Source organism: Flagellimonas lutaonensis (genome assembly GCF_000963865.1).
GTDB classification, from domain to species: Bacteria; Bacteroidota; Bacteroidia; order Flavobacteriales; family Flavobacteriaceae; genus Flagellimonas_A; species Flagellimonas_A lutaonensis.
On the sequence record NZ_CP011071.1, the window covers coordinates 743,687 to 767,374 of the forward strand.

Below are 23,688 nucleotides of genomic sequence, written 5' to 3' on the forward strand. Positions count from 1 at the left end.
ATCCTGTCCACATGGAAGAGATTCCCACCCGATAGCTATCGGGATGCGCGAGAGTAAAAAGAAAAGGACAGCTTTGGGGCAAGCTGTCCTTTTCAGAAAGATCGGGGGCAAAAACTGCTTATAATCTTTCAAATACAAGTGTTTCAAGGGTACCGTCTCCACTTTCACTTTGGAGTTCAATTCTGGTATCGGTAACTGACTCGAAGTACCAGTCGTCTGTAAGTTCGCTCAAGGGGTCATGGTCGCCACCGAAATTCAAATAGCACTTCAACATGTTGTCATGATTTCTTAAGACTCTCCATAATCCCGGTGTGGCCGTTCCCATATCTCCTAAAGTTGCCACCACTAAATGGTTCATTGTGAAATTGAAAGTAAACCCAGCAAAATCAGTGGTAGTGTCGACCTCACCCTCTTTATAAAGGGCCACGGTCCAATCTCCTTCTTTAAATATATTTCTTATCTCAACCACATCGCCGTCGTTGGCATTATCATCACAGACACGTTGTAGTACCAACTCATAACCGATTTCATCCACTTCAAACTTCAAACGATCGTTAGCCAAATCTCTCAATGGCCATTCGAAGTTAACGGCAGGCTCATCACCAAAGGTTATCAACAGTGATATTACTTCTTCTGAGTTATAACCAATTTCCCAAGAACCTTCTGAGGTGTTCTCTCCATTGCTCAAGGTTACCACACCCTCGGCCATAAACTTGAATTCGTAACCGAGCAACCTGTCTATTTCCTCACCTTGGTTCTTGACCTTTTTGATGACCCACTCACACTCCTTCAAGATTTCCCTAAGTGAGTTGGGGTCGGTTTCATCATCATCGCAAAGCTGCTTCATGATTATTTTGTTGCCACCTTCAGCATGTAGCTTGATGGTATGCTCGCCCACTTCATAGACCAACCACTCTAGGTTGAAGTCAACAAGTATGTCAAACTCAAGGGTCAAAAGGGGTCCTCGGTCGGTAAAGCGTACGCTCCATACACCATTCAAGACATTACCGGCCCTATCGATCACGGTAACCTTTCCGTCTTCGGTAAAGTTCATAAGATACTCAAGGTACTGGTCTGTCAAGGCTACCTCATCACGTACCACTTCGCGTACTTGCCATGGGCACTGGGTCAAACAGAAATCAAAACGCTCTTCGTCGAAATCATCATCATTGTAATCATCATCATCATCTTCATCACATTCGTCTTTGGCAGCTTCTAAGGCCATTGCCAACTCGGCATTGCTGTCGACCACGATCTCGGTGCCGTCATATTTCTTTAAGGTCACAGGAAAATCAATACCGATAAGGTCGTTCTCACCAAGCCCTTCAAAGAACCTTCTCATGTCTTTGTCACTTTCAATGACCACCGTGCCGGTCTGCTGTTCGTTTATATCAAAAGTGAACAGGGTAATCGGGTAGACAAAGTCGATACACTCAATATCATCATCTTCGCCACCTTCTCGGCATTCTTCGGCCAATTCACGAAGCTGTGCCTTGTTCTCGATGACTACTTCGGTAAAATCACCATGGGTTATGGTGATGGGGAAAAGAAATTCCAAAATATCTTCATCATCATCGAACTCATCAAAAATCTCTTCGATCAAATGTAGGTCTTCCCTAGAATCGATGGTAATCTGAATACCACCTACTTCAACGGTATAGGGGAATTTCACCGCAATACAACTGGCACCATCGACAATATTGTCAAAAGAACCGTCGTTCGTGGAAGTCTTTACAATCAAATCAGCGGTGTTCGAGCCCGCCATCAGCGTCTCTTGTTGGTCACCACCAACTTCTTCAAATTCTTCTTGGCACGAGGTAAAGCTCAGTGCCACCATAAATAGGCTTGCATACAGTAAGCTATTGATCAACTTTTTCATAACGATTTGGACTTTTTCATTGTTAGTACAACCCTAAAACAACCATCTTGTGAAATACCCTACCCCAATTTTTAATTTTTTTTAAAATATCTTTGGGAAACTGTTAACCTAACCACCGTAGATGGACAATGTTTGTGAAGAGCAGGTATTCAGCTCTGTGTTCAAGGCCAATTCAAAAACGGTATTCAACTACATATATTATAAATTCGGTAATGAGGAGAAGGCCCACGATGCGGTACAAGAGGCTTTCGTAAAATTGTGGGAAAACTGTGCCAAGGTATCCCCAGATAAGGCAAAATCGTACTTATATACGGTAGCCAATAATCTGTATCTGAATGTTATCAAGGCTGAAAAGGTGCGGTTGAAGTATGCTGACCAGCATTCGAAGTCAATTTCGCACGAGTCTCCAGAATATGTACTGGAGGAAAAGCAGTTCCAGAAAAAATTGGACGATGCCCTGAACAGCCTTCCCGAGAACCAGCGCACCACTTTTTTGTTGAACAGGATAGATGGAAAGAAATATGCCGAGATAGCCGAAATGGAAGGTGTCAGTGTCAAGGCCATTGAAAAAAGGATGCATTTGGCGTTGAAAGCGCTGCGGGAAAAGATTGATGGAATCTAGAAAACACCAAATATCAAGCACCAAATTCCAATAGTGGGTTTGGGATTTGGGATTTGTTCCCGATAGCTATCGGGATTGGAATTTTCGAAAAAAAGTAGGGTTTTTTAAAAGTAAGTTGTTTCAACTGTGTAAAGCATAGAAATCATGCAAGAGAATTATTTGGCAAAATGGCTCAACAACGAACTCTCTGAAGAAGAGTTGGCAGCTTTTAAAAAGTCGCCAGAGTACGCTTCGTACCAGAGAATTGTGGAGGCTTCAAACAAATTGGAGGCCCCTGAATTCGATGTTGAGCAAGCTTGGAACACCTTAAGGGAAAAGACTTCGCAAGAAGCCCCCAAGGTAATTACCATGCGTCCGTTCAAACAATTCTTGCGCGTAGCGGCCGTTATCGCCGTGCTGTTGGCAGGTTCGTATTTCTATCTGGATTCTTTGGATGAAACCTTTAGAACCGACCTGGCAGAACGTACTGAAGTAGTGCTTCCCGATAACTCAGAAATCATATTGAATGCCGATTCAAGGGTTTCGTTCAGTGAAAAGAAGTGGAACGAGAAGCGAAATGTAACACTTGAGGGGGAAGCCTTTTTTAAAGTCGCCAAAGGAAAAAAATTCACCGTTTCAACAGACAATGGAGAGGTAACCGTACTGGGTACCCAATTCAACGTAGAAAACCGAAATGGTTTCTTTGAAGTAACATGTTACGAAGGCCTGGTCAGTGTCACCTATCAAGAAACAGAGCAAAAATTGCCTGCGGGCACCTCGTTCGTGGCCATCAATGGAAAAATACAGAATGCCACTGGCATCACTATGGCGCAACCTTCTTGGGTGAACAATGAAAGTAGCTTCAGAAGTATTCCCTTAAAGTATGTACTGGCCGAGTTTGAAAGGCAGTTCGATATGGAGGTCGAAACTGAAAACATCAATACCGAACAGCTATTTACGGGCACCTTTAGCAACACAGACATCAAATTGGCGTTAGAAAGTATAAGTGTTCCTTCCCAAATTCGTTATAAATTAGGGAAAGATAACGTGCTCTTCTATGCTGAGAACACTCCGTAATCACTTTTTTGCAGCTTGGGCGGGACTGCTTCTGGTCTCTTTTCCAATGGCCTTGCATGCCCAAGAAGCCTCTAGAACATCACTGAAAACATTCCTTATCGAGCTTGAAGGTCGATATGACATCAAGTTTTCGTACGTGGATGAAGATTTAGTAGGGGTCGAAATAACCCCTCCCGCATCCACCGACCTGAATGCGGTTCTGCAATATCTAGAAAGCCAGACCCAGATCAAGGTCAAGAAATTGAACGAAAGGTACTATACCTTGGTCAAAAACACCTTGGTAAAGGTATGTGGCAGGGTTCTCGATAATTTTGCCGAGAATACCGTGCCCGGCGCCACAGTGGAAGTATTGGACAGCGACATTGCCCTTATCACAGATGAATCTGGCAACTTTCAAATAAATCAGGTTCCAAGAAATGGTACACTGAAAGTCCGTTTTTTAGGATATATCACAAAGTATATTCCCGTTGAGGATTTGGTGGGAAAAGGAGGTTGCCCTGAGATCATACTCGCACAGAACTTTGAAAAACTTGACGAAGTCATTGTCTATGAATTTCTTACCTCAGGAATCGTCAAGGAAAACGATGCCAGTATTACCCTGAACACGGGCGAATTGGGTATTCTTCCAGGGTTGATAGAACCCGATGTTTTGCAGACCGTACAGGCATTGCCCGGGATCAAAAGCATTGATGAAACGGTTTCAGACATCAACGTTCGTGGCGGCACCAACGACCAGAACCTTATTCTCTGGAACGGGATCAAAATGTACCAATCAGGGCACTTTTTCGGATTGATCTCCGCTTTCAATCCCTATTTGACCGATCAAGTCACCATTTATAAAAACGGTACCCCCGCCCGCTATGGCGATGGGGTCAGCAGTGTCATCAGCATGTGGACGAAAAATGATATCGATGGGGAGTTCTTCGGTGGAGCGGGGTTCAACCTCATCAGCGGCGATGTGTATGGGCAGTTTCCCATCAACGACCGAATGGCCTTTCAACTCTCGGCACGCCGTTCGACCACTGATTTTTTAGACACCCCCATTTACAACAGTTTTGAGAGTCGCGCCTTTCAAAACAGTGAGGTCAAAAACCAACAAAACCAGTCGGTCGACAGGGAATTTGACAGAGATATCACCTTTTTCTTCTGGGATGTCTCAGGAAAATTCCTCTATGACATCAACGATGACCACAAGCTACGCTTGAGCTTTATAGGTATCGACAACTACTTGCTCTTTACGGAAACCAATCGTGAGACCGATCAAACCTCGCAGAGTTTTTTAGACCAGATCAACATTTCTGGAGGCCTTCAAATGCAAAACCAGTGGACAGACAAACTGTCTACCAATCTCAATGTATATTATACACAATACCAACTAGAGGCACTGGGGGTCTCGCCCGATCCACGACAACAATTGACGCAACGAAACCGGATCATTGAAAGCTCGATCAAAATAAGCAGCCTCTATGAACTTTCAGAAGCCCTGACCTGGGGCAATGGCTATCAGTTTCTAGAGACCGGCATTAGAAATTTTACCAGGGTCACATCACCTCAGTTCGAAAGCAACATCAAGGGTGTCATAAGGGTACATGCGCCCTATTCTGAAATTACCTATCGTTCATTTGAAGATACTTTTGTGGCAAGCACGGGGGTTCGGGCAAACCACATTGCCAACTTGGGCACTTTCTCTAAATTGATTTTCGAGCCGAGGCTGAATTTGAATTTTAGGGTAGCAAATTATGTAAGGGCAGAGGTTTTGGGCGAATTTAAAAGCCAGTACACCAATCAGGTAATCGACCTTGAGCAAAATTTTCTCGGGGTTGAAAAAAGGCGTTGGGTGCTATCAGATGAAAGTACTTTGCCAGTTACCCAAAGCAAACAGGGTTCCATAGGATTGAATTATGCCAAGAATTCGCTGTATATAGGTCTGGAAGCCTTTTACAAGCAAGTTGATGGCATCAGTACCATAACCCAAGGTTTTCAAAACGAGAACCAATTTGATGGTGAAATCGGCAGTTATGAAGTCAAAGGGCTCGAATTCCTTATCAACAAAAAAGGCGACCATTACAGTACTTGGTTGAGCTATACCTACAACAAGAACGACTATACTTTTGAGGATATCGACCCGAATACCTTTCCGAACAACCTTGATGTGCGCCACGCGGTGACTGTTGCAGGCACCTACGACATCAACAACCTAAAACTGGGCGTGGGGCTCAACTACCGCACCGGCAAGCCCTATACCGAGCCTGACGAGCAAAATCCTTTGATTCCATTGGCATTTCCTGCAGAAATCAATTACCAGTCGCCGAACAGTAGCCGTTTGCCCGAATATTTTCGGTTGGATGCCTCGGCCACCTACAGTTTTGACCTCAGCAGAAGAATCAAGGCCAATGCAGGAGTATCGTTGTTGAACCTAACCGATAGGGAAAATGTCTTGAACCGCTATTATCAGGTCTCTGATGACAACGAGGTAGAACAGGTGGACAACATATCGTTGGGATTGACCCCAAATTTCAGTTTCAGGGTGCGTTTTTGATCTTTTACCCCCAAGTTTGTGAAAAGATGGAAAGCCCAGCAGACAATAGATTAGGCCAATATGCTCTCATGGCCCGAATCTTTTACAAAAAGACATGAGCTTGCTGTTTTTTCGGTCATTTCTTCAACAAATGCAATCTTGAAGTGCTCGTCCATACCAAAGATGTTCAAATCGGCCTTGGGGGCGTTCCCCACAATTTCTTTAAAATTGCCCACGTGCACCTCTATCAGGGTATCAGGCAATCGTGCAAGGTTTATCAACGATTTGAGAAAGTTCTTGGCGTTTTCTTCCTCATCTGCATCTGAAATTACGGTTATGATACGAATGCGCGCATCCCAATTCTTTTTTAGTTTATAGGCAATCAAGATAGAAAGATCCAAACTGCCGATATCCCAACCAAGTTCCCAATTGCCCCTTCTGTCACTTACCCATACGTTGATAACATTTCGTTGCCCCAAAAGGGCGGTCGGGTGTGCCGAGAACAACAAGATTCCCAGTTCTAAACGGATGCACTCTTTGATCACAGGGCGAATCTCCATTTCGTAATCATCGTGTTGTTGCAGGTTCAAAAACACGATGTTGGGCCTAAAAAAGGCACCTCGCAGCGCTTGGTTGCCATAATTGACACCCTTGGCAAAATCATCGCTGTAGATGACCGTCCACGACGAAAAAACACCTTTTTGACGAAATGCCTCAGAAACCGAGGACAATTCATTTATAAAAGCGTCATTTTCGGTATAGGGCTCAATGCCCAACAACTTTATGGATCCCTTTGGCGCGGCTATGTTCCTCAGAAACTGAAAATTGCCTTTTGCACCGTTGATATCGCGCACCGGCACCATTAGGTTTGGTTTCCAGGCCCGTTGTTGCATATTTTTCATGCCCCATGTATGTTTTGCGGCCCATTCGGCAAAAGAGACGAACAAACCTGACCGCACATCTTCAAATGGGGTCTCTAGGTTTTGCCGAGACAAAAACCAGTACACCACAAATACAATTACAATGGAAACCAGACTAATGGTCGGATTGATAATGAACATCGCCATGACCGAAGATAGCAGCCCCACCCAGGGTATCCATTTGTTCACCTTGAAAATGGGGCGGTAACTGATCAACCCCAACCGTTGCTCAATGATCACCACAATATTGATCATGGCATAGGTTATCAAAAAGAACAAGGTCACCAATGGGGCCACGGCATTGAGTTCGCGCAACAGCATAGTGGCAAATATCATGATGCCCGTAACGATCATGGCATTGCGCGGCTGCTCATTGGCACTTTGCCCCGCTAGAAACTTCGAATAGGGCAATACCTTATGCTCACCCATGGCAAAAAGAATACGGGAAGACCCCACAATAGAGGCCAAGGCCGATGAAAATGTAGCGCCCAATATACCGGCAATCACCAACGGCTCAAAATAAGACTTCTCAATAATGATATTATAGTTGGATATCAATTCTTCTTCGGACGCAGAGCGTGCCAACCAATAGGCCAATAGCATATAGATCACAAAGCTCACGCCAATGGCCCATAAGGTGCCCTGCGGAATACTCTTTTTGGGGTTCTTCAACTCGCCCGACATATTGGCCCCGGCCATGATACCCGTGGCAGCCGGAAAAAAGACGGCAAACACCACCCAAAAATCGGTGCCCGCAAAATTGTTCTCGGGCAATCCTTTAAAAGTGCCCCATCTGATGGCCTCTTCGGTCGGTATGTTCATAGACCCGTGATAAGCGGCCATGACAATCGAAATCAACGACAAGACGATAATTGCCATGATGATGAACTGGGTCTTTATCGCCAAATCTGCGCTGATATAGGCGATGCCGAACAAGAGGGCAAAGGCGATTAAATCGACCAAAAAGGGGTCGTGCCCGGGAAAGATGCCCAACCAGCCCTCTCTAAAACCAAAAATATACATGGTAACCGCCAACCCTTGCGAGATGTATCGTGGAATGCCAAGACTACCTCCGACCTCCAATCCAAGTGCCTGTGAAATGATGGCATACGCACCCCCTGCCCCAATTCGAATGTTGGTGGTAATCGCAGACATTGAAAGTGCCGTACACAAGGTGATCAAAAAAGAAATGACGATAATGAACCAAGCTCCCAAAAGCCCGGCGTTGCCAACGACCCAGCCCATTCGCAAATACATAATGACCCCTAAGATGGTCAAGAGGGTTGGCGTAAATACACCGCCGAAGGTTCCGAATTTTTTCAGATTTGATTTTTGCGTTTGCATGGCTATGACCAAATGGCCCTTACAAGATAGCCGATCTGGACCATTGTACTATAAAAAAGATAGATTGCCAGTCTACATCCGCTCAGGAACCTCAATTCCCAAAAGTTTAAAAGCCGATTGGATGACCTCGCCCACTTTCTTTGACAACAGGATCCTAAAAATTCTTTTGCTGTCATCGGTTTCGCCCAATATGGAAACCTGTTGGTAAAACGAATTGAACTCCTTCACCAAATCATAGGTATAGTTGGCTATCAGGGCAGGACTGTAGTTCTCTGCCGCCAATTGCACGGTTTCAGGAAACTGCTGTAGCTGTTTCAAGAGTTCTTTCTCTTTTTCGTGCAACTCTAAAGAGGTCTCGACAGCCCTTGGTCCAATATGCTCGGCTTTTCGGAGAATGGACTGTATTCGGGCATAGGTATACTGGATAAAAGGCCCGGTATTTCCCTGAAAATCGACCGACTCCTCAGGATTGAACAAAATGCGCTTCTTGGGATCTACCTTTAGGATAAAATACTTCAGGGCCCCCAGTCCGATGGTATGGTATAGCCGTTTCTTTTCTTCCTCGGAATAGCCTTCCAATTTGCCCAGTTCGCTTGAAATCTCCTCGGCGGTCTGCTCCATATCAGAGATTAGGTCATCTGCATCGACCACCGTGCCCTCTCGGCTCTTCATCTTTCCCGAGGGCAGATCGACCATTCCATAGCTCAGGTGGTAGAGTTTTTCTGCCCACGAATAGCCCAGTTTCTTCAAAATGATGAACAGCACCCTAAAATGGTAGTCTTGCTCGTTGCCCACGGTATAGACCATACCGTTGATGTCAGGAAAGTCTTTTACCCGTTGGATGGCGGTACCGATATCTTGTGTCATATAGACCGCAGTGCCATCGGCACGAAGTACAATCTTTTCGTCAAGGCCCTCATCGGTAAGATCGATCCAAACACTGCCATCATCCTTTCTATAAAAGACCCCTTTTTTAAGGCCTTCTTCAATAACGTCTTTTCCCAACAAATAGGTATCGCTCTCATAGTACAGCTTGTCAAAATCGACCCCCAGGTTTTGGTAGGTTTCGTTAAAGCCTTCGTACACCCAGTCGTTCATTTTCTTCCAGAGGGCCACAGTGTCTTGATCGCCCGCTTCCCACTTGCGCAGCATTTCTTGGGCTTCCAATAAAATGGGGGCTTCCTTTTCGGCGACTGCCTTTTCTTTTCCTTCGGAAACCAATTCCAAGACCTGTTCCTTATAGGCCCTGTCAAAGGCAACATAGTACTTACCGACCAAATGATCGCCCTTTGTCCCGGAAGATTCAGGTGTTTCACCCTTGCCGAACTTTTGCCAGGCAACCATACTTTTACAGATATGGATGCCGCGATCGTTGATGATCTGTGTTTTGTAGACCTTGTGGCCGGCAGCCTTCAATATCTCCGCGACCGAATACCCCAACAGGTTGTTGCGAATGTGCCCCAAGTGAAGGGGTTTGTTTGTATTGGGAGACGAGTACTCGACCATTATGGCATCTTTGGAAGCTGGTGCCGTAAACCCAAAATCGGCAATCTTCTGAATTTGGTTGAAAAAGTCAAGGTAATGGGCATCACTGATTACAAGGTTCAAAAATCCCTTGACAACATTGAACTTCGACACCTCGGCAACGTTTTTCTGAAGATACTCACCGATACGGGTTCCAATCTCAACCGGGTTGCCTTTTACAACCCGTAACATCGGAAAGACCACTACGGTCAGATCACCCTCAAAATCTTTACGGGTGGGTTGAAATTCCACTGATGGCAATTGGGTCCCGTACAGTTCTTTTACTGCATATCTTACCTTTTCTTCAATAACCTTTTGAATATCCATCAAAATGCCTTTATAAGCCTGCAAAACTACATTTTTTATCCCTTTTATAATAAGATTAAGAAACTGATATGGCGATTTTAGTACCTTTATTTTATGCTTTTGAACGTATCGTATACCGATAAAAAGATTGCCAAAAAAATCGATGCAGCGGTTGGCAAACCCTTTACCCTAAAACAGCGCTTAAAAATGGGCGGTATCGGTTCGCCAAAGCTTGAGATTGTCAAAGCGAGTATCGAAATCAGAAATCTTTTGATATTGGACAACAATCGAGACTGCTGCAACATCGAGATGCGCCCAAAAGGCATTATTGTCGGTTTTCGTTCATTGCTCGAATCATATGCCCTGGTGATACCCTATTACAAACTGTCTATCTACAAAGGTGACTTTGCCGTTTATTCCATCTTTAAAGACCATTATTTCATAAAAGTGCGTTCAGACACCAAGGCCATTCAAAAATTCTTCAAAAAAATATTGGACTACAAGGCAGACAACGCACCAACTTCGATTGATGACCTTTAACATGTTCAGAAAACAACCGCAAATAGAGGTAAAGCCAACTGAAACGGATAAAAAGATAATAATTGCCGGGTGGCTATTGACAGCTGTCCACCTGATCACAGTATTGTCGTTTTATGCAACCTTGCCAAAAACCATCCCAATTCATTTTAACCTTATGGGAGAGCCAGATGCCTATGGTCACAAGAGTACCTTATGGATAATTCCGGTGCTAAACCTCATTCTATATTACGGTATGACACAACTTGTGACCAAGCTCAAACCCTGGAAATTCAATTATCCCGTAAGAGTAACCGAGAAAAATGCCCCAAGGTTATACGGAATGAACATTCGAATGATGGTCTTGGTAAACTTGGGCATTTCGGCACTGTTCTTTGTTGTTACGTTGCACACCATTGCCGTGGCCAAATCGTTTGACCTTCTGAACCTGGGTTGGCTAATATTGGTTTTATTGGCCACTTTGACCCTGATGCCTTTTTGGTACATACTTAAAATGTTCAAACTCCCAAAAGAGTGAAGATACTTCTAACCGGTGCAAACGGCTATATCGGCATGCGCCTGTTGCCACAATTGTTGCAACAGGGGCACGAGGTGGTATGCGCTGTGCGCGACCGAAATCGTCTTTCAATCGACAAAGAGACCAAAGAGAAAGTAAGCGTCATCGAAATTGATTTTTTAGCGGATGTGCAAGAGAATCCGATTCCAAAAAACATTGACGCCGCCTACTATCTGATCCACTCCATGACCTCATCAGTTTCCGATTTCGATGAAAAAGAAGCCCGGGCAGCCAAAAAGTTCAATGATTTTTTGGGTCAAACCAATGTAAAACAAGTCATTTACCTAAGTGGCATTGTAAACGAGGAGAAGCTGTCGAAACATCTTTCCTCACGAAAAAATGTGGAAGAGATACTGTACAAAGGCCCTTTTGACCTGACCGTACTTCGGGCCGGTATTATCGTCGGTTCTGGCAGTTCATCATTTGAGATCATTCGCGACCTGTGCGAAAAGCTTCCGGTTATGATTACCCCTAAATGGGTGTTGACCAAAACCCAGCCCATTGCCATAAGGGATGTCATTAATTTTTTGACCGGCGTGCTCGGCAATAAAAAAACCTACAACCAATCTTTTGACATCGGTGGGCCCGATGTACTCACCTACAAAGAGATGCTCGAGCAATATGCAAAGGTTCGTGGGTTCAAGAACTCTATTATCACCGTGCCCGTAATGACTCCCAAACTATCATCTTACTGGCTATATTTTGTCACCTCTACCTCCTATAAATTGGCCGTAAACCTTGTTGACAGTATGAAGATGGAAGTAGTGGCCAAAGATAATCGGCTACAGGAACTTTTGAACCTTAAGACCCATACGTACCAAGAGGCCATTGAAATGGCCTTCAAAAAGATAGAGCAAAATTTGGTGGTCAGTAGCTGGAAAGACAGTATTGCCAGCGGCCAGGTCAAAAATGAACTTGAAAGATATATTCAAGTGCCAAAATATGGAGTGCTGAAAGATGAGCAAAAGATAAAGGTCGATAGCGCTGAGCGGGTAATGGACAATATTTGGAGAATTGGTGGGGAAAACGGCTGGTATTATGGTAACTGGCTTTGGAAAATTAGGGGGCTGCTCGACAAACTGAACGGAGGTGTTGGGCTGCGCCGGGGCCGCACGCATCCTGAAAAGCTATTTCCGGGCGATGCACTCGATTTTTGGCGCGTGCTCTTGGCCGATAAAAAGAAAAAACGACTGTTGCTATATGCAGAGATGCGGTTGCCAGGCGAAGCTTGGCTCGAATTTCGAATCGATGAAGCGAATGTATTGCACCAGGTAGCCACCTTTCGCCCAAAAGGTTTGAAAGGCCGCTTGTATTGGTACAGCATCCTCCCCTTCCACTATTTCATTTTTGGGGGAATGATCAGAAATATTGCAAAAAAGTGAGTACCGGCCCAAAGATTGAAACAAATCATATGGTTTTTCGTCATATACTTTCAGGGCAGGCAACCTTTTTCAGCCAGAAATCGTCTAAGACATATAAGATCCCAGCATGACAAATCCATTAAAAACCATTGGTTTTTCTTTTCTGTTAATGACCTGTGCCACGGTATCGGCCCAAACCATAACCTCTAAGGTAGTCGACAAAAAAACGGGCAAGCCCGTACCCTACGCCACGGTCGAGTATGGCGAAAACCAGGGGGTCATCACCAACGAAGAAGGACTTTTTAGTTTTGTTCTTGATGGTTCCTTTCAATTCGCCGATTCGGTCTACGTTTCGTCCATGGGTTATGCAAAGACGGGATTTAGCCTTGAACAACTACAAGACAGTATAGTCTTTGTCAAGCCCAAGGCAATTGAACTAAGTGGCGTCTATGTATTCGACAAACAGCTCGAAGCCGAGGAAATCGTGGAAAAAATGATTGAACGGCTTCCAAAAAATGTGAACAACGAACCTGTAAGGCAGCGCTATTTTCTACGCCAATCGGTTCTGGGAAACATACAAAAGGTTGATTTTGGTTTTGAGAAATCGACCATCGCAGAACTCAATAAAGAGCTGATCGATAGTATTGCCAGAGCCATACCGAGACACTCGCACCATTACACCGAAACCTTGGGCGATTTTCTTAAAACCTCTGACAGCTATAAAATCAACGTGCTAAAGGCTGCCGAACTGTACGACAAGAAGGATGTAAACTCCTTTGAAGACCTTGGAAAACGTATGGAGGCCATGTTCAAAAAAAATGTGAAGCCAGATTCTTATCTAAAAATCAAATCTGGCATCTTTAGCCAAAAAGTACAGGTCGAGGAAATTCTTGAGGAGGCCGATGCCGAAGAAGCCGAAATAGTTGAAAAAGAGATACAGCGTGATACCACCTCAGGACTTGTCGATAGCCAAAAGTGGATTTTTGATGAACTGCTCGGTGAGGTCTACCATGAAGAGGACACCAAACTCGACCTGATCGACAAAACCCGTAAATACGAGTTTGAACTAGTGGGCTATGCCGATATAGACGACATGGGGGTGTACGTTGTCGACTTCCGACCAAAAGGAAATGCCGACTTCAAGGGCCGCCTATACATCAATATAGATGACTTTGCCGTAATGCGCATCGACTTTGAAAACTTGAAGAACCTGCGAAACTTTAGGCTGTTGGGCATCTTTTATCGCGAAACCCTGTATAAGGGCACCATGCGTTTTGCCAAATTGCCGAATGGACGGTATGAGCTCAAGTTTGCCGATTTTAGCTTTGGGCGGTGGTTTCGTTTGGACCGGCCTTTGGATGTCATCGAAAAGAACAAAAATGTGAAAGGCCGCAGAAAACAGAACGAGCTTCGGCTAAATGTCGATTTTCGAATGCAGAACATAAACAAATGGGAGCTGGTGGTTTTTGAAAACCGGTTGATCGATAAATCTGAATTTGAATCTTTCACTGAAGACAAAAGTGTAAAGGCAACCTACCTGCCAAGCTACAATCCGGAATTCTGGAAGGGATACAATATTATGGAGCCCAATCAGGCCATTCGTGAGTTCAAGGCCGCTGAGGCCGAGTAGAACTGCCTTACTCCTTTGCGAGTTTCTTCCATTCCATCCATTTGGTGTGGGCAAGTCGTTTGTTCCCTTGGCCGTCCAACAGGCCATTGTCACGCCAAACCTTAAAAATGTCCGGTGGGTTCGGTGTACTGTTATACAGCAGGTCGTAGTCGCGATAAACGAACCATAGCACAAACTCGGCCCCAAGATCATTGGCCTGCCCAAAGAGTTTGCCCACATATTGTGCTTGCCAGTCTTCGGTGCCCCTTATATTGATTCCCAAATTTTCGATGACCAGGTCTTCTGCGCAAAAGCCAGTTTCTGAAATGGCAAAGGGCTTGGCAGTGTCAAGGTTCCTGAAATCTCGCAACCAATCGTCGGCAAATAGTTCAGGGTTCGCATCCCTGGCAACATCCCCATAGAATAAAAAAGGATAGGTGCTGACTGCAATAAAATCAGAATATTCAAGCAACATGGCGGTAAGCTCTAAAAGCTTGGCCTTTGAATTGTTGAACGACTGGTCTTGCACCGTCAAAAATATGGGAAGCCCGGGGTAATCTGCCTTTAGTGTGGTATAAACGGTGTCTGCCAAGGTCAAAAACCGCCCAAAAGCGGTATCATTTTTTCTAAAGGCCGCATTGGCTTCAATGGCATACGCAAAATAGTCGGGCCGTACCTCATCAATGATTCTACGGCAATAGTTGATATAAGCCGACACCACATCGGGGTCATCGAACATTTTATCTTGCCAAAAAGCCGGAAGGGGTTGATGCGAACCGTTGTCATTCCAGTACCGGGCAAGGTTTTCTCGGGTCTGGTCCGTTGGTGTGGCCGTCAGCAAAATTTTAGTGTTGGGCCCCAAACCTGTTCTGGTAGCGCTCAACGTATTCTGTACCTCTGGCGGAAAAGGCAAATCGTTCAAGGCCTCGTGCCAGGGTACACCGTGGTCGAGATGGTTCAAAAAAATGTCGCCATCAGCAATGACGTTATGATAGGTCTCTTGGTGAGCCGCCAAGCTGTCGTCGTAAGGAAAGGCCGTAAAGCCCATGTAAAAAGTGCGGGGCTTGGCATCAATGTTGGGAGAAGCACCATCATCTTTGGAACATGACAACAATACCAGCAGCAATAATAGTAAACAATTGGTTCTCATAGCCTTCCACTTCCAAAATCATAACGCAGCGAAGGCATTTGATATTGCCTACGCCCTTGGCAGGAAAACCTCTGCCATCATACACCTAGCAGAACCGCCCCCGCAGGTCTCAATGGTATCCAACGGGCTGTGTATAATGCCGCAATGCTTTTCAATGGCCTTTACCTGGTCGTCACGCAAGCTCTTATAGGCCTGGGTACTCATGACCATAAACCTTTGGTCATTGGCACCGATGACCTGCAACATGTTGCCTGCAAAATGGTGCATCTGCTCTTCAGTTATCTCAATTATTTCCCTACCGTCTTTTTTGATATGGTCAACTACGTTTTTCCGCTCTTTTTTGTCGTCGATACTATCTAGGCAGATGACGACAAAAGTTTCGGCCATGGCCATCATTACATTGGTATGGTAAATGGGTAGCCGTTGGCCGTCAACCGTTTGCTTGGCGGTAAAAATAACCGGGAAGCAATCGAAATCTTCGCAAAACTCTATAAATAGGTCTTCATGCGCCCTTTCCGATAAGGCACAATAGGCTTTTTGGTTGACACGGTCCATCAAAATACTTCCGGTACCTTCCAAAAACAGTCCGTCTTTTTCGGCCGAGGTGTAATCAATGACATTGTCTATGCGAAAGCCTTTTTCCTCCAGAATGTCAAAAAGGTCCTCACGCCGTTCGCGCCTTCTGTTTACGGCAAACATGGGGTAGATAACAACCGTACCGTTATCATGGAAAGACACCCAGTTGTTCGGAAAAATCGAATCGGGCGTATCGGTTTCCACCTTGTCATCTACCACTATTACGTTAACCCCCTTCCGGCGTAGGGTTTCGGCAAAGTTGTCGAACTCTTCTTGTGCCCGCTCGTTGATTTTTTGGTTTTGGATATCCAAATCCTCCATGAAATAATTGTTGACCGCCGTCTGCTCGTTCATACGAAAATTGACGGGTCTGATCATCAAAATGGTATCGGTTATCTGCATCTTTTCAATTGAATTCCCTTTTGGGCAGGTTCGTGGCCCTAACCCATAAGGTATGTTATTCGTTACGCTTTTCTCTAATCAATGGTAATGTACTGCACCTCAGTAAGCCTTCCTGCTTGGCAATTTCGGCATAGGGAACCTCTTCGACCGTAAAACCTTGGTCTCGGAGCCAATTGTTCAACCTTGTAAAACCCTTTTCAGAAACGACGACCTCTGGTGAAATAGAGAAGACATTGCTGAACATTTGGTACATTTCGTCTTTGGTTATCTCGAAAATATTGTCCCGACCAAAGAAATCGACCAACCAATTATATTCTTCTTCCACCAAGAAACCGTTTTTATGTAGAATGGCCTTGTTCTTTCCAACGGGTTGAAAACAGCAATCCAAATGTAGGGCATTCTCTCTTGGATCGGTATTGGATTTACGGAGTTCGAACGATTTTACCGTTTTCTCTGGAAATTGGTCTTTCAAGTATTCTACCGCCGCCGCATTGGTTCGGGCCGTTATAAAATCGGGGTAGTCAGGGGCGGTGTACGTACCCACAAAAATATAGTCGTGCCAGGGCATGACATCGCCGCCTTCAATATGTACCTCTTCAGGCGGCCGTATCACCTTATCGGGATCAATTAGGTCAAGCATATGCCGAATAGCCCCAAATTCCTTTTCACGATCGGGCAAAATGTTGGCATGAAACAATTTGTCTTCAATGACAAACGCGATGTCCCTTGAAAAAATTTGGTTGCAATCTTTCAATACGGTTGGTCTAAATACCTGAACCCCATGCTTCTTTAAAACTGCAGCAAAGGCCTCCATTTCTTTGACCATATCGGCCTCTTTCGGGTAAGTGCCCGCCAAAATATGTTCCAACGATTTGGGATCGTAGGCGTCTTCTGGCCTCGGCACGGGACCACAGCTCTCGGCAGTGCCCAATACCACTGCTTTCAACGGTGCTGTTTCGTCTGTTATATGCAACTTTAGCATAAGCTGTCGAACTTTGCGCAAATATAGAAATTGTAGGTGGTCAAAAAACAAAAAGCCCGTTGCTTTGTTCAAGAACGGGCTTCATCCACAATGTGGTTTTTTACCTTTTGCTCAAAGGAACAAACGGTCTAAGGTTTTCACCGATATAGACCTGTCTTGGCCTACCGATGGGCTCTTTTCGAAGGCGCATTTCACGCCATTGTGCGATCCAGCCCGGCAAGCGCCCCAGTGCGAACATCACGGTGAACATATCGACCGGAATGCCCATTGCCCGATAGATGATTCCCGAATAGAAATCAACATTCGGATATAGCTTCCGCTTTACGAAATAGTCATCTTCCAAGGCCTCTTTCTCAAGACCTTTGGCGATTTCAAGAATGGGGTCTTCAATACCCAGATCACCAAGCACCTCGTCTGCGGCCTTTTTGATGATACGGGCCCGTGGATCGAAATTTTTATAAACCCTATGGCCGAAGCCCATGAGTCTAAAGGGATCGTTCTTGTCTTTGGCCTTTGCCATATATTTTTTGGTGTCGCCCCCATCTTCTTGAATGGCCTGCAACATCTCTAAAACGGCTTGGTTGGCACCCCCGTGCAAGGGGCCCCAAAGTGCCGAGATACCGGCAGAAAGGGAAGCAAACAATCCGGCATGTGAAGAACCCACGATACGCACCGTGGAAGTAGAGCAGTTCTGCTCATGGTCGGCATGCAAGATCAATAGTTTGTCAAGGGCATCGATCACCACTTTGTTCTTGGTATACTCTTTGTTCGGCCTTTTGAACATCATCTTGTGGATGTTCTCGACATACCCAAGGGAATCATCGCCATAATCGAGTGGCAAGCCCATTTTCTTGCGCATGGTCCATGCCACCAATACGGGAAATTTGGCCAAGATGCGCACTATTGATCGGTACATGGCCTCTTCTGAAGACACATCGACCGAAGTGGGGTTAAAGGCCACCAGGGCACTGGTCAAAGAAGATAGTACCCCCATGGGGTGGGCCGACTTCGGAAAGCCATCCAATATCTTTTTCATTTCCTCATCGACATGCGATTCGGCCTTGATGTCTTGATCAAACTTTTCAAGCTGTTCTTTGTTTGGAAGCTCACCAAAGATCAAAAGATAGGCAACCTCTAAAAAATCGGCTTTCTCGGCCAGTTCTTCGATAGGATACCCGCGATACCTCAAAATTCCCTTCTCCCCATCCAAAAAGGTAATGGCGCTTTCGCACGAGCCGGTGTTCTTGTAGCCTGGGTCGAGGGTAATCATGCTACTTGATGAACGTAGTGTCTTGATATCAATTGCCAATTCATTCTCTGTACCTTTTACAACAGGAAACTCGTAGCGGTTTCCATCATATTCGAGTATCGCTTTATCTGACATTTTTTAGGTTGAATAGTTAATTATTTCGAACCCGAAAATTACGAAAAAGCAAGGGCTTTAACAATTTTACAAAGCCATTTAAGTATAATTTAAGACCGCTGATAATAAAAAGAAAACTTCTTAAAGTTTATAGAGCAGTTGGTAATATTTATCGACGGATTTCTTCCAAGTGAACCGCTTTCTTTTGGCATTCGTTTTTATCTTTTTCCAAGTTGTCGGGTCATTTTTCCAGATATCGAGCGCTTGGTCCAATGCTACCAACATATTCGCCAATTTTTCATCAAAGGTGGTGCCATCAAAACTGAAACCTGTCTTCATGTGTTCAACAGTATCTTTCAGCCCTCCGGTATGATGCACCAAACATGGTGTGCCGTTTCTCATAGCCAACATTTGACTGATTCCGCATGGCTCAAAAAGACTGGGCATTACATAGAGGTCAGATTCGAGGTACATCGAATCGATGAGGCTCTCAGATTGCCCGTTGGTAAAGATGAAGTTTTGGTGCTTGTAGCTCATCTCTCGAAAAAGTTCTTCATATTCAGGGGCTCCGGTACCGAGTAATATAAAGATGCCATCAACCGTTTTCAAGTGCTCCAATATTTCTTCAAAGGTCTCTGGCGATCTTTTGAAAAAGTAAAACTTCTGTTCGGTCAGCCGGGCAACGCTTGAGGCTATGAACTTTGGACGATTACCCACATATTGCATGATTTTCTCTCCCGTATGGGCCAAAAAATCGGCTTTGTATTTTTTTGACTCTTCTTGTAACCACTTGAAAATGGCCTTCACCGTGTTTCGGTAAATATGGCCTTTTGCCTCAGTGTTGACGTTCTTGTAGTTGCATCCATTAAGAATACCGTACAACCGACCTTCTTTATCGACTTGTTGCAAATCTTTTTCCAACCCTTCTCCCCCAATGAATTCAGGGGGCGAGCTGGGCAATAAAATATCTTCTTTATAAGAAGGCGAAACCGTATGCACGGCATCGGCCAACCGAATGCCCACAGCCATTAGATTGATACAGTCTTGGTAACGTGGATCTTTCAAACCCGCATAATCAATCGGTATGTCTGGAAACCAATTTTGGAGGGAGGAGTAATTGTCGGCAAACGGTCGTATGCCCTGAATGGCCAAGTTGTGGATGCTATAGACAAACCTTATCTTCTTCAGGTCTTCATAGTCTTTATGGTATTTTCTAAGAAACAGTACCAAACTCGAGTGCCAATCATGCAAGTGAACCACGTTCAGTTCTCCAAAGGCTTTCACCTTAATGGCCTCTGCTACCGCCGAACAAAACACCACATATTTTACAAAATCTGTAAAAAAGGGCTCGGTCGGGTCATCATGATAAATATGGGCAATGCCGCCTGCTTCAATCTCTGGATGGTGAATTACATAATGATGGATATTCGGAAACTCCCTTTTGGGCGGCACCTCGTATAATTCGGCCTTGTACTTTTGTCCTCGCAGGCCAAAATATAGGGTTGTCATTAACGTACCGTTTTGGTGAAGCCTACCATAAGAAGGCACCACCACATGAACGCGGTCTCCACGCTCAGCTATCTGCCTGGGCACATCACGAACCACATCACCCATGCCCCCTGCCTTGCAGTTGGGTATGGCATCATTTTCAGCGGCAACAAATAAGAAGTTGTTCATTCTCGGTGTCTGAATCTTTGGTTTTCTTAAAGTACTCAAACTATTGAACAAAAAAAAGCCTTTCTGGTGTTAGAAAGGCTTTGTTCATGTAATGAAAGGGTTATTTTTTCACCTTAAAGGCCTTCTCTTGTGGATAGTAGGCCACATCACCCAATTCCTCTTCGATTCGCAGTAATTGGTTGTACTTGGCCATACGGTCGCTACGGGAAGCCGAACCAGTCTTTATTTGGCCTGTGTTCAATGCCACTGCCAAATCGGCTATGGTATTGTCTTCTGTTTCGCCCGATCGGTGCGACATTACAGAGGTATAACCTGCATTCTTGGCCATGTTGACCGCAGCAATGGTCTCTGTCAACGTGCCAATTTGGTTCACCTTGATCAAAATAGAGTTGGCAATGCCGTTTTCAATGCCCCGTGATAAACGCTCTACATTGGTCACAAACAGGTCATCGCCCACCAATTGTACACTGTCGCCCACTTTTTCTGTCAATAACTTCCAACCATCCCAGTCATTTTCATCCATACCATCCTCGATGGAAATGATGGGATATTTCGAGCAAAGTTCAGCAAGGTACTCGGCCTGTTCTTTTGACGTTCTAACCGCCCCTTTATCCCCCTCGAATTTTGTGTAGTCATATTTTCCATCCACATAAAACTCCGCAGCGGCACAATCTAGGGCAATCATCACCTCTTCTCCCATTTTGTACCCTGCTTTTTCGACCGCTTTTGAAATTGTGTCCAGGGCATCTTCGGTGCCATCAAGGGTAGGTGCAAAACCACCTTCATCGCCAACTGCTGTGCTCAGCCCCCTGTCATGCAATACTTTCTTCAGATTGTGAAAAATCTCGGTTCCCATTTGCATGGCATGGCTAAAGTCTTTTGCCTTTACCGGCATTACCATAAATTCTTGAAAGGCAATGGGTGCATCGGAGTGCGACCCACCGTTGATAATGTTCATCATGGGTACTGGCAGCGTATTGGCACTCACTCCACCAACATAACGGTACAGGGGCATGTTCAATTCATTGGCGGCCGCTTTCGCCACGGCCAACGAAACGCCCAAAATAGCATTGGCGCCCAATTTCGATTTATTGGGGGTGCCATCCAAGGCAATCATGGTCTCATCAATATGGTTCTGCTCAAAAACTGAAACGCCCACCAACTCTTCCGCTATTACGGTATTGACATTCTCGACCGCTTTTTTGACTCCTTTTCCCATAAAATCATTCCCGCCATCGCGAAGCTCGACCGCCTCGTGCTCACCTGTTGAGGCACCTGATGGTACGGCAGCTCTTCCCAAGACCCCATTTTCGGTGATGACATCGACCTCAACGGTCGGGTTGCCCCGTGAATCTAGAATCTGCCTTGCGTGAATATTGATGATGATGCTCATTTTGCTGTTGTTTACGTTTACATTTGAATGCCACGAAGATACAAAAGGCCTCGTTTTTCACTCTATGATAATGCTCATAAAACGCTGAAAATACCCAAAAAATGAACTATAACGTTTTAGTTTTGGCTGGCCTTGATCGCTTCAAAAAATTGGTCGAACAGATAATCCGCGTCATGCGGCCCAGGGCTCGCTTCGGGGTGGTACTGTACCGAAAACACATTTTTGTATTTCATTTTAATGCCCGCTACGGTCTGGTCGTTTAAGTGGGTGTGCGTGATCTCAAGATCGGGGTGTGCCTCAGCTTCTTCCCTATTGATGGCAAAACCATGGTTTTGTGAAGTAATTTCACCCTTACCGGTCATCAAATTCAAGATAGGGTGATTGATGCCCCTGTGCCCGTGGTGCATTTTATAGGTCGATACCCCATTGGCCAAGGCCAGAACCTGATGGCCCAAACAGATACCGAACAAGGGTTTGTTGGTCTTCAGGATTTCTTTGGTGGTGTTGATGGCATCTTTTAGTGGTGAAGGGTCGCCCGGACCGTTGGAAATGAAGTACCCATCGGGGTCAAATGCCTGCATTTCTTCAATGGATGCATTGTATGGAAATACCTTGATGTAGGCATCCCTTTTGGCAAGATTTCTAAGAATATTTTTTTTGATGCCTATATCGAGTGCAGAGATTCGGTACTTGGCCTTTTCGTCACCATAAAAATAGGGCTCTTTGGTAGACACCTTTGACGCGAGTTCAAGGCCTTTCATACTAGGCACCTTTTTCAATTCTTCCTTTAATTTTGAGATATCGTCCACTTCGGTAGAAATCAGGGCGTTCATGGCACCGTTGTCTCGAATATAGCTGACCAGGGCACGGGTATCGACATCTGAAATGGCCAGTAGTCCGTTGTCGTTCAAAAAATCTTCCAAACTCTTATCAGCAGCAGGACGGGAATAATTGTAGCTGAAATTTTTACAGATCAATCCCGCAATCTTTATGGAGTCTGACTCGACCTCATCGACATGGGTACCGTAGTTGCCGATATGGGCATTGGTGGTTACCATCAACTGGCCAAAATACGAAGGGTCGGTAAAAATTTCTTGATAACCGGTCATGCCCGTATTGAAACAGACCTCGCCAAAGGCGGTTCCTTCTTTGTTGCCTACGGCCTTGCCATAAAAAATGGTGCCATCTTCTAACAGTACGAGCGCTTTTTTTCTTTCTTGGTATTTCATTTCTGCATCAAAATTTTACAAAAAAACATAAAAAAAGGATACGTTTTTGGCGTATCCTTTTTTCGTTATCAAAATATTCTTCAACATCTTATTCCTCTGAATCGTCCGTTTTGGTAGTTTCAGTTGCCGGGGCCACTGTTTCAGCCTTCTTTCCGCCACCTCTTCTACTTCTTCTGGTAGATTTCTTCTTGGGCTTACCAGCATTGTAAAGCTCATTGAAATCGACCAACTCGATCATGGCCATATCGGCGTTATCGCCCAATCGGTTGCCAAGCTTTATGATCCTGGTATAACCGCCCGGCCTATCACCCACTTTTTCAGCTACCGTACTGAACAGTTCGGTTACCGCATGTTTGTTTCTCAGGTTACTGAAAACAACACGACGATTGTGGGTGCCTTTCTCTGCAGTCTGGTTGTTCGAAACTTTTGATTTGGTGATCAAAGGTTCAACAAACTGCTTCAATGCCTTGGCCTTGGCTACAGTGGTATTGATTCGCTTGTGCTCAATTAGAGAACAGGCCATGTTGGCCAACATTGCTTTTCTATGGGCGGCCGTTCTTCCTAAGTGATTGAACTTTTTTCCGTGTCTCATTTTTCTAAGTTATCATCTTGCTACCAAATCCTGACAGATCCCGATAGCTATCGGAACAGGAGAGCAAAATATGATTATTAATTAAATTTATG

The 23,688-nt window shown here is 45.0% G+C and carries 18 protein-coding genes; 7 read left to right on the plus strand and 11 right to left on the minus strand.

Going from position 1 to position 23,688, the window contains the following annotated elements; all coding sequences use genetic code 11:
• Nucleotides 1-118: 118 nt before the first annotated feature.
• Nucleotides 119-1,879 (minus strand): hypothetical protein, encoded by a 1,761-nt coding sequence (locus tag VC82_RS03580; protein ID WP_045801156.1) that lies wholly within the window; start codon nucleotides 1,877-1,879, stop codon nucleotides 119-121.
• Nucleotides 1,880-2,000: 121 nt separating this feature from the next.
• Here VC82_RS03580 and VC82_RS03585 point away from each other — a divergent pair, with 121 nt between their 5' ends.
• The 3 genes from VC82_RS03585 (at nucleotide 2,001) to VC82_RS03595 (ending at nucleotide 6,096) form a co-directional block, all read left to right on the plus strand.
• The gene (locus VC82_RS03585; protein WP_045801157.1) at nucleotides 2,001-2,501 is read left to right on the plus strand and encodes an RNA polymerase sigma factor; all 501 of its coding nucleotides are present in this window, start codon (nucleotides 2,001-2,003) and stop codon (nucleotides 2,499-2,501) included.
• 144 nt (nucleotides 2,502-2,645) lie between these two features.
• Nucleotides 2,646-3,557 carry a FecR family protein gene (locus tag VC82_RS03590; protein WP_045801158.1) on the plus strand — a complete coding sequence of 304 codons (912 nt, stop codon included), beginning with the start codon at nucleotides 2,646-2,648 and terminating at the stop codon, nucleotides 3,555-3,557.
• Nucleotides 3,538-6,096, plus strand: coding sequence for a TonB-dependent receptor (locus VC82_RS03595; RefSeq protein WP_045801159.1), 2,559 nt, complete (start codon nucleotides 3,538-3,540; stop codon nucleotides 6,094-6,096). The genes VC82_RS03590 and VC82_RS03595 overlap by 20 nt, the downstream gene beginning before the upstream one ends.
• A 50-nt stretch (nucleotides 6,097-6,146) precedes the next feature.
• Here the strand turns inward: VC82_RS03595 and VC82_RS03600 are convergent, their stop codons facing one another.
• Both VC82_RS03600 and argS read right to left on the minus strand, forming a co-directional pair.
• Nucleotides 6,147-8,339, minus strand: a complete 2,193-nt coding sequence (locus tag VC82_RS03600; protein WP_045801160.1) for an amino acid permease — start codon at nucleotides 8,337-8,339, stop codon at nucleotides 6,147-6,149.
• A gap of 72 nt (nucleotides 8,340-8,411) precedes the next feature.
• Nucleotides 8,412-10,190 (minus strand): arginine--tRNA ligase, encoded by a 1,779-nt coding sequence (gene argS, locus VC82_RS03605; RefSeq protein WP_045801161.1) that lies wholly within the window; start codon nucleotides 10,188-10,190, stop codon nucleotides 8,412-8,414.
• A 93-nt stretch (nucleotides 10,191-10,283) separates the two neighbouring features.
• Between argS and VC82_RS03610 the strand changes: the two genes are divergently transcribed.
• The 4 genes from VC82_RS03610 to VC82_RS03625 all read left to right on the plus strand — a co-directional run bounded on the left by VC82_RS03610 (nucleotide 10,284) and on the right by VC82_RS03625 (nucleotide 14,253).
• Nucleotides 10,284-10,709, plus strand: a complete 426-nt coding sequence (locus tag VC82_RS03610) for a hypothetical protein (RefSeq protein WP_045801162.1) — start codon at nucleotides 10,284-10,286, stop codon at nucleotides 10,707-10,709.
• Entirely contained in the window at nucleotides 10,699-11,223 is a 525-nt protein-coding gene (locus VC82_RS03615) for a DUF1648 domain-containing protein (protein ID WP_045801163.1), read from the plus strand. Before VC82_RS03610 ends, VC82_RS03615 begins: the two co-directional genes overlap by 11 nt.
• Entirely contained in the window at nucleotides 11,220-12,644 is a 1,425-nt protein-coding gene (locus VC82_RS03620) for an SDR family oxidoreductase (protein ID WP_045801164.1), read from the plus strand. Before VC82_RS03615 ends, VC82_RS03620 begins: the two co-directional genes overlap by 4 nt.
• Before the next feature lie 106 nt (nucleotides 12,645-12,750).
• Nucleotides 12,751-14,253: a peptidase associated/transthyretin-like domain-containing protein gene (locus tag VC82_RS03625; protein ID WP_045801165.1), complete on the plus strand. Its 1,503-nt coding sequence runs from the start codon at nucleotides 12,751-12,753 to the stop codon at nucleotides 14,251-14,253.
• Between the two features lie 7 nt (nucleotides 14,254-14,260).
• On the opposite strand, the gene VC82_RS03630 is transcribed toward VC82_RS03625, so the two are convergent.
• The 8 genes from VC82_RS03630 to rplQ all read right to left on the minus strand — a co-directional run bounded on the left by VC82_RS03630 (nucleotide 14,261) and on the right by rplQ (nucleotide 23,596).
• Nucleotides 14,261-15,382 (minus strand): hypothetical protein, encoded by a 1,122-nt coding sequence (locus VC82_RS03630; RefSeq protein WP_045801166.1) that lies wholly within the window; start codon nucleotides 15,380-15,382, stop codon nucleotides 14,261-14,263.
• A 48-nt stretch (nucleotides 15,383-15,430) separates the two neighbouring features.
• On the minus strand, nucleotides 15,431-16,360 hold the full coding sequence (ctlX, locus tag VC82_RS03635; RefSeq protein WP_045801167.1) for a citrulline utilization hydrolase CtlX: 930 nt from the start codon (nucleotides 16,358-16,360) through the stop codon (nucleotides 15,431-15,433).
• Between the two features lie 55 nt (nucleotides 16,361-16,415).
• Complete coding sequence (locus VC82_RS03640; protein WP_045803228.1) at nucleotides 16,416-17,342, minus strand: dimethylarginine dimethylaminohydrolase family protein; 927 nt, start codon at nucleotides 17,340-17,342, stop codon at nucleotides 16,416-16,418.
• Nucleotides 17,343-17,442: 100 nt separating this feature from the next.
• The gene (locus tag VC82_RS03645) at nucleotides 17,443-18,726 is read right to left on the minus strand and encodes a citrate synthase (protein ID WP_045801168.1); all 1,284 of its coding nucleotides are present in this window, start codon (nucleotides 18,724-18,726) and stop codon (nucleotides 17,443-17,445) included.
• A 120-nt stretch (nucleotides 18,727-18,846) separates the two neighbouring features.
• A complete protein-coding gene (locus VC82_RS03650) occupies nucleotides 18,847-20,382 on the minus strand; it encodes a glycogen synthase (protein ID WP_045801169.1) in 1,536 nt (511 codons plus the stop codon).
• Between the two features lie 100 nt (nucleotides 20,383-20,482).
• Nucleotides 20,483-21,775 (minus strand): phosphopyruvate hydratase, encoded by a 1,293-nt coding sequence (gene eno / locus VC82_RS03655; RefSeq protein ID WP_045801170.1) that lies wholly within the window; start codon nucleotides 21,773-21,775, stop codon nucleotides 20,483-20,485.
• Nucleotides 21,776-21,891: 116 nt separating this feature from the next.
• Nucleotides 21,892-23,004, minus strand: coding sequence for a glutamine-hydrolyzing carbamoyl-phosphate synthase small subunit (gene carA / locus VC82_RS03660; protein WP_045801171.1), 1,113 nt, complete (start codon nucleotides 23,002-23,004; stop codon nucleotides 21,892-21,894).
• Between the two features lie 88 nt (nucleotides 23,005-23,092).
• Nucleotides 23,093-23,596 (minus strand): 50S ribosomal protein L17, encoded by a 504-nt coding sequence (gene rplQ, locus VC82_RS03665; RefSeq protein WP_045801172.1) that lies wholly within the window; start codon nucleotides 23,594-23,596, stop codon nucleotides 23,093-23,095.
• Nucleotides 23,597-23,688 lie beyond the last annotated feature (92 nt).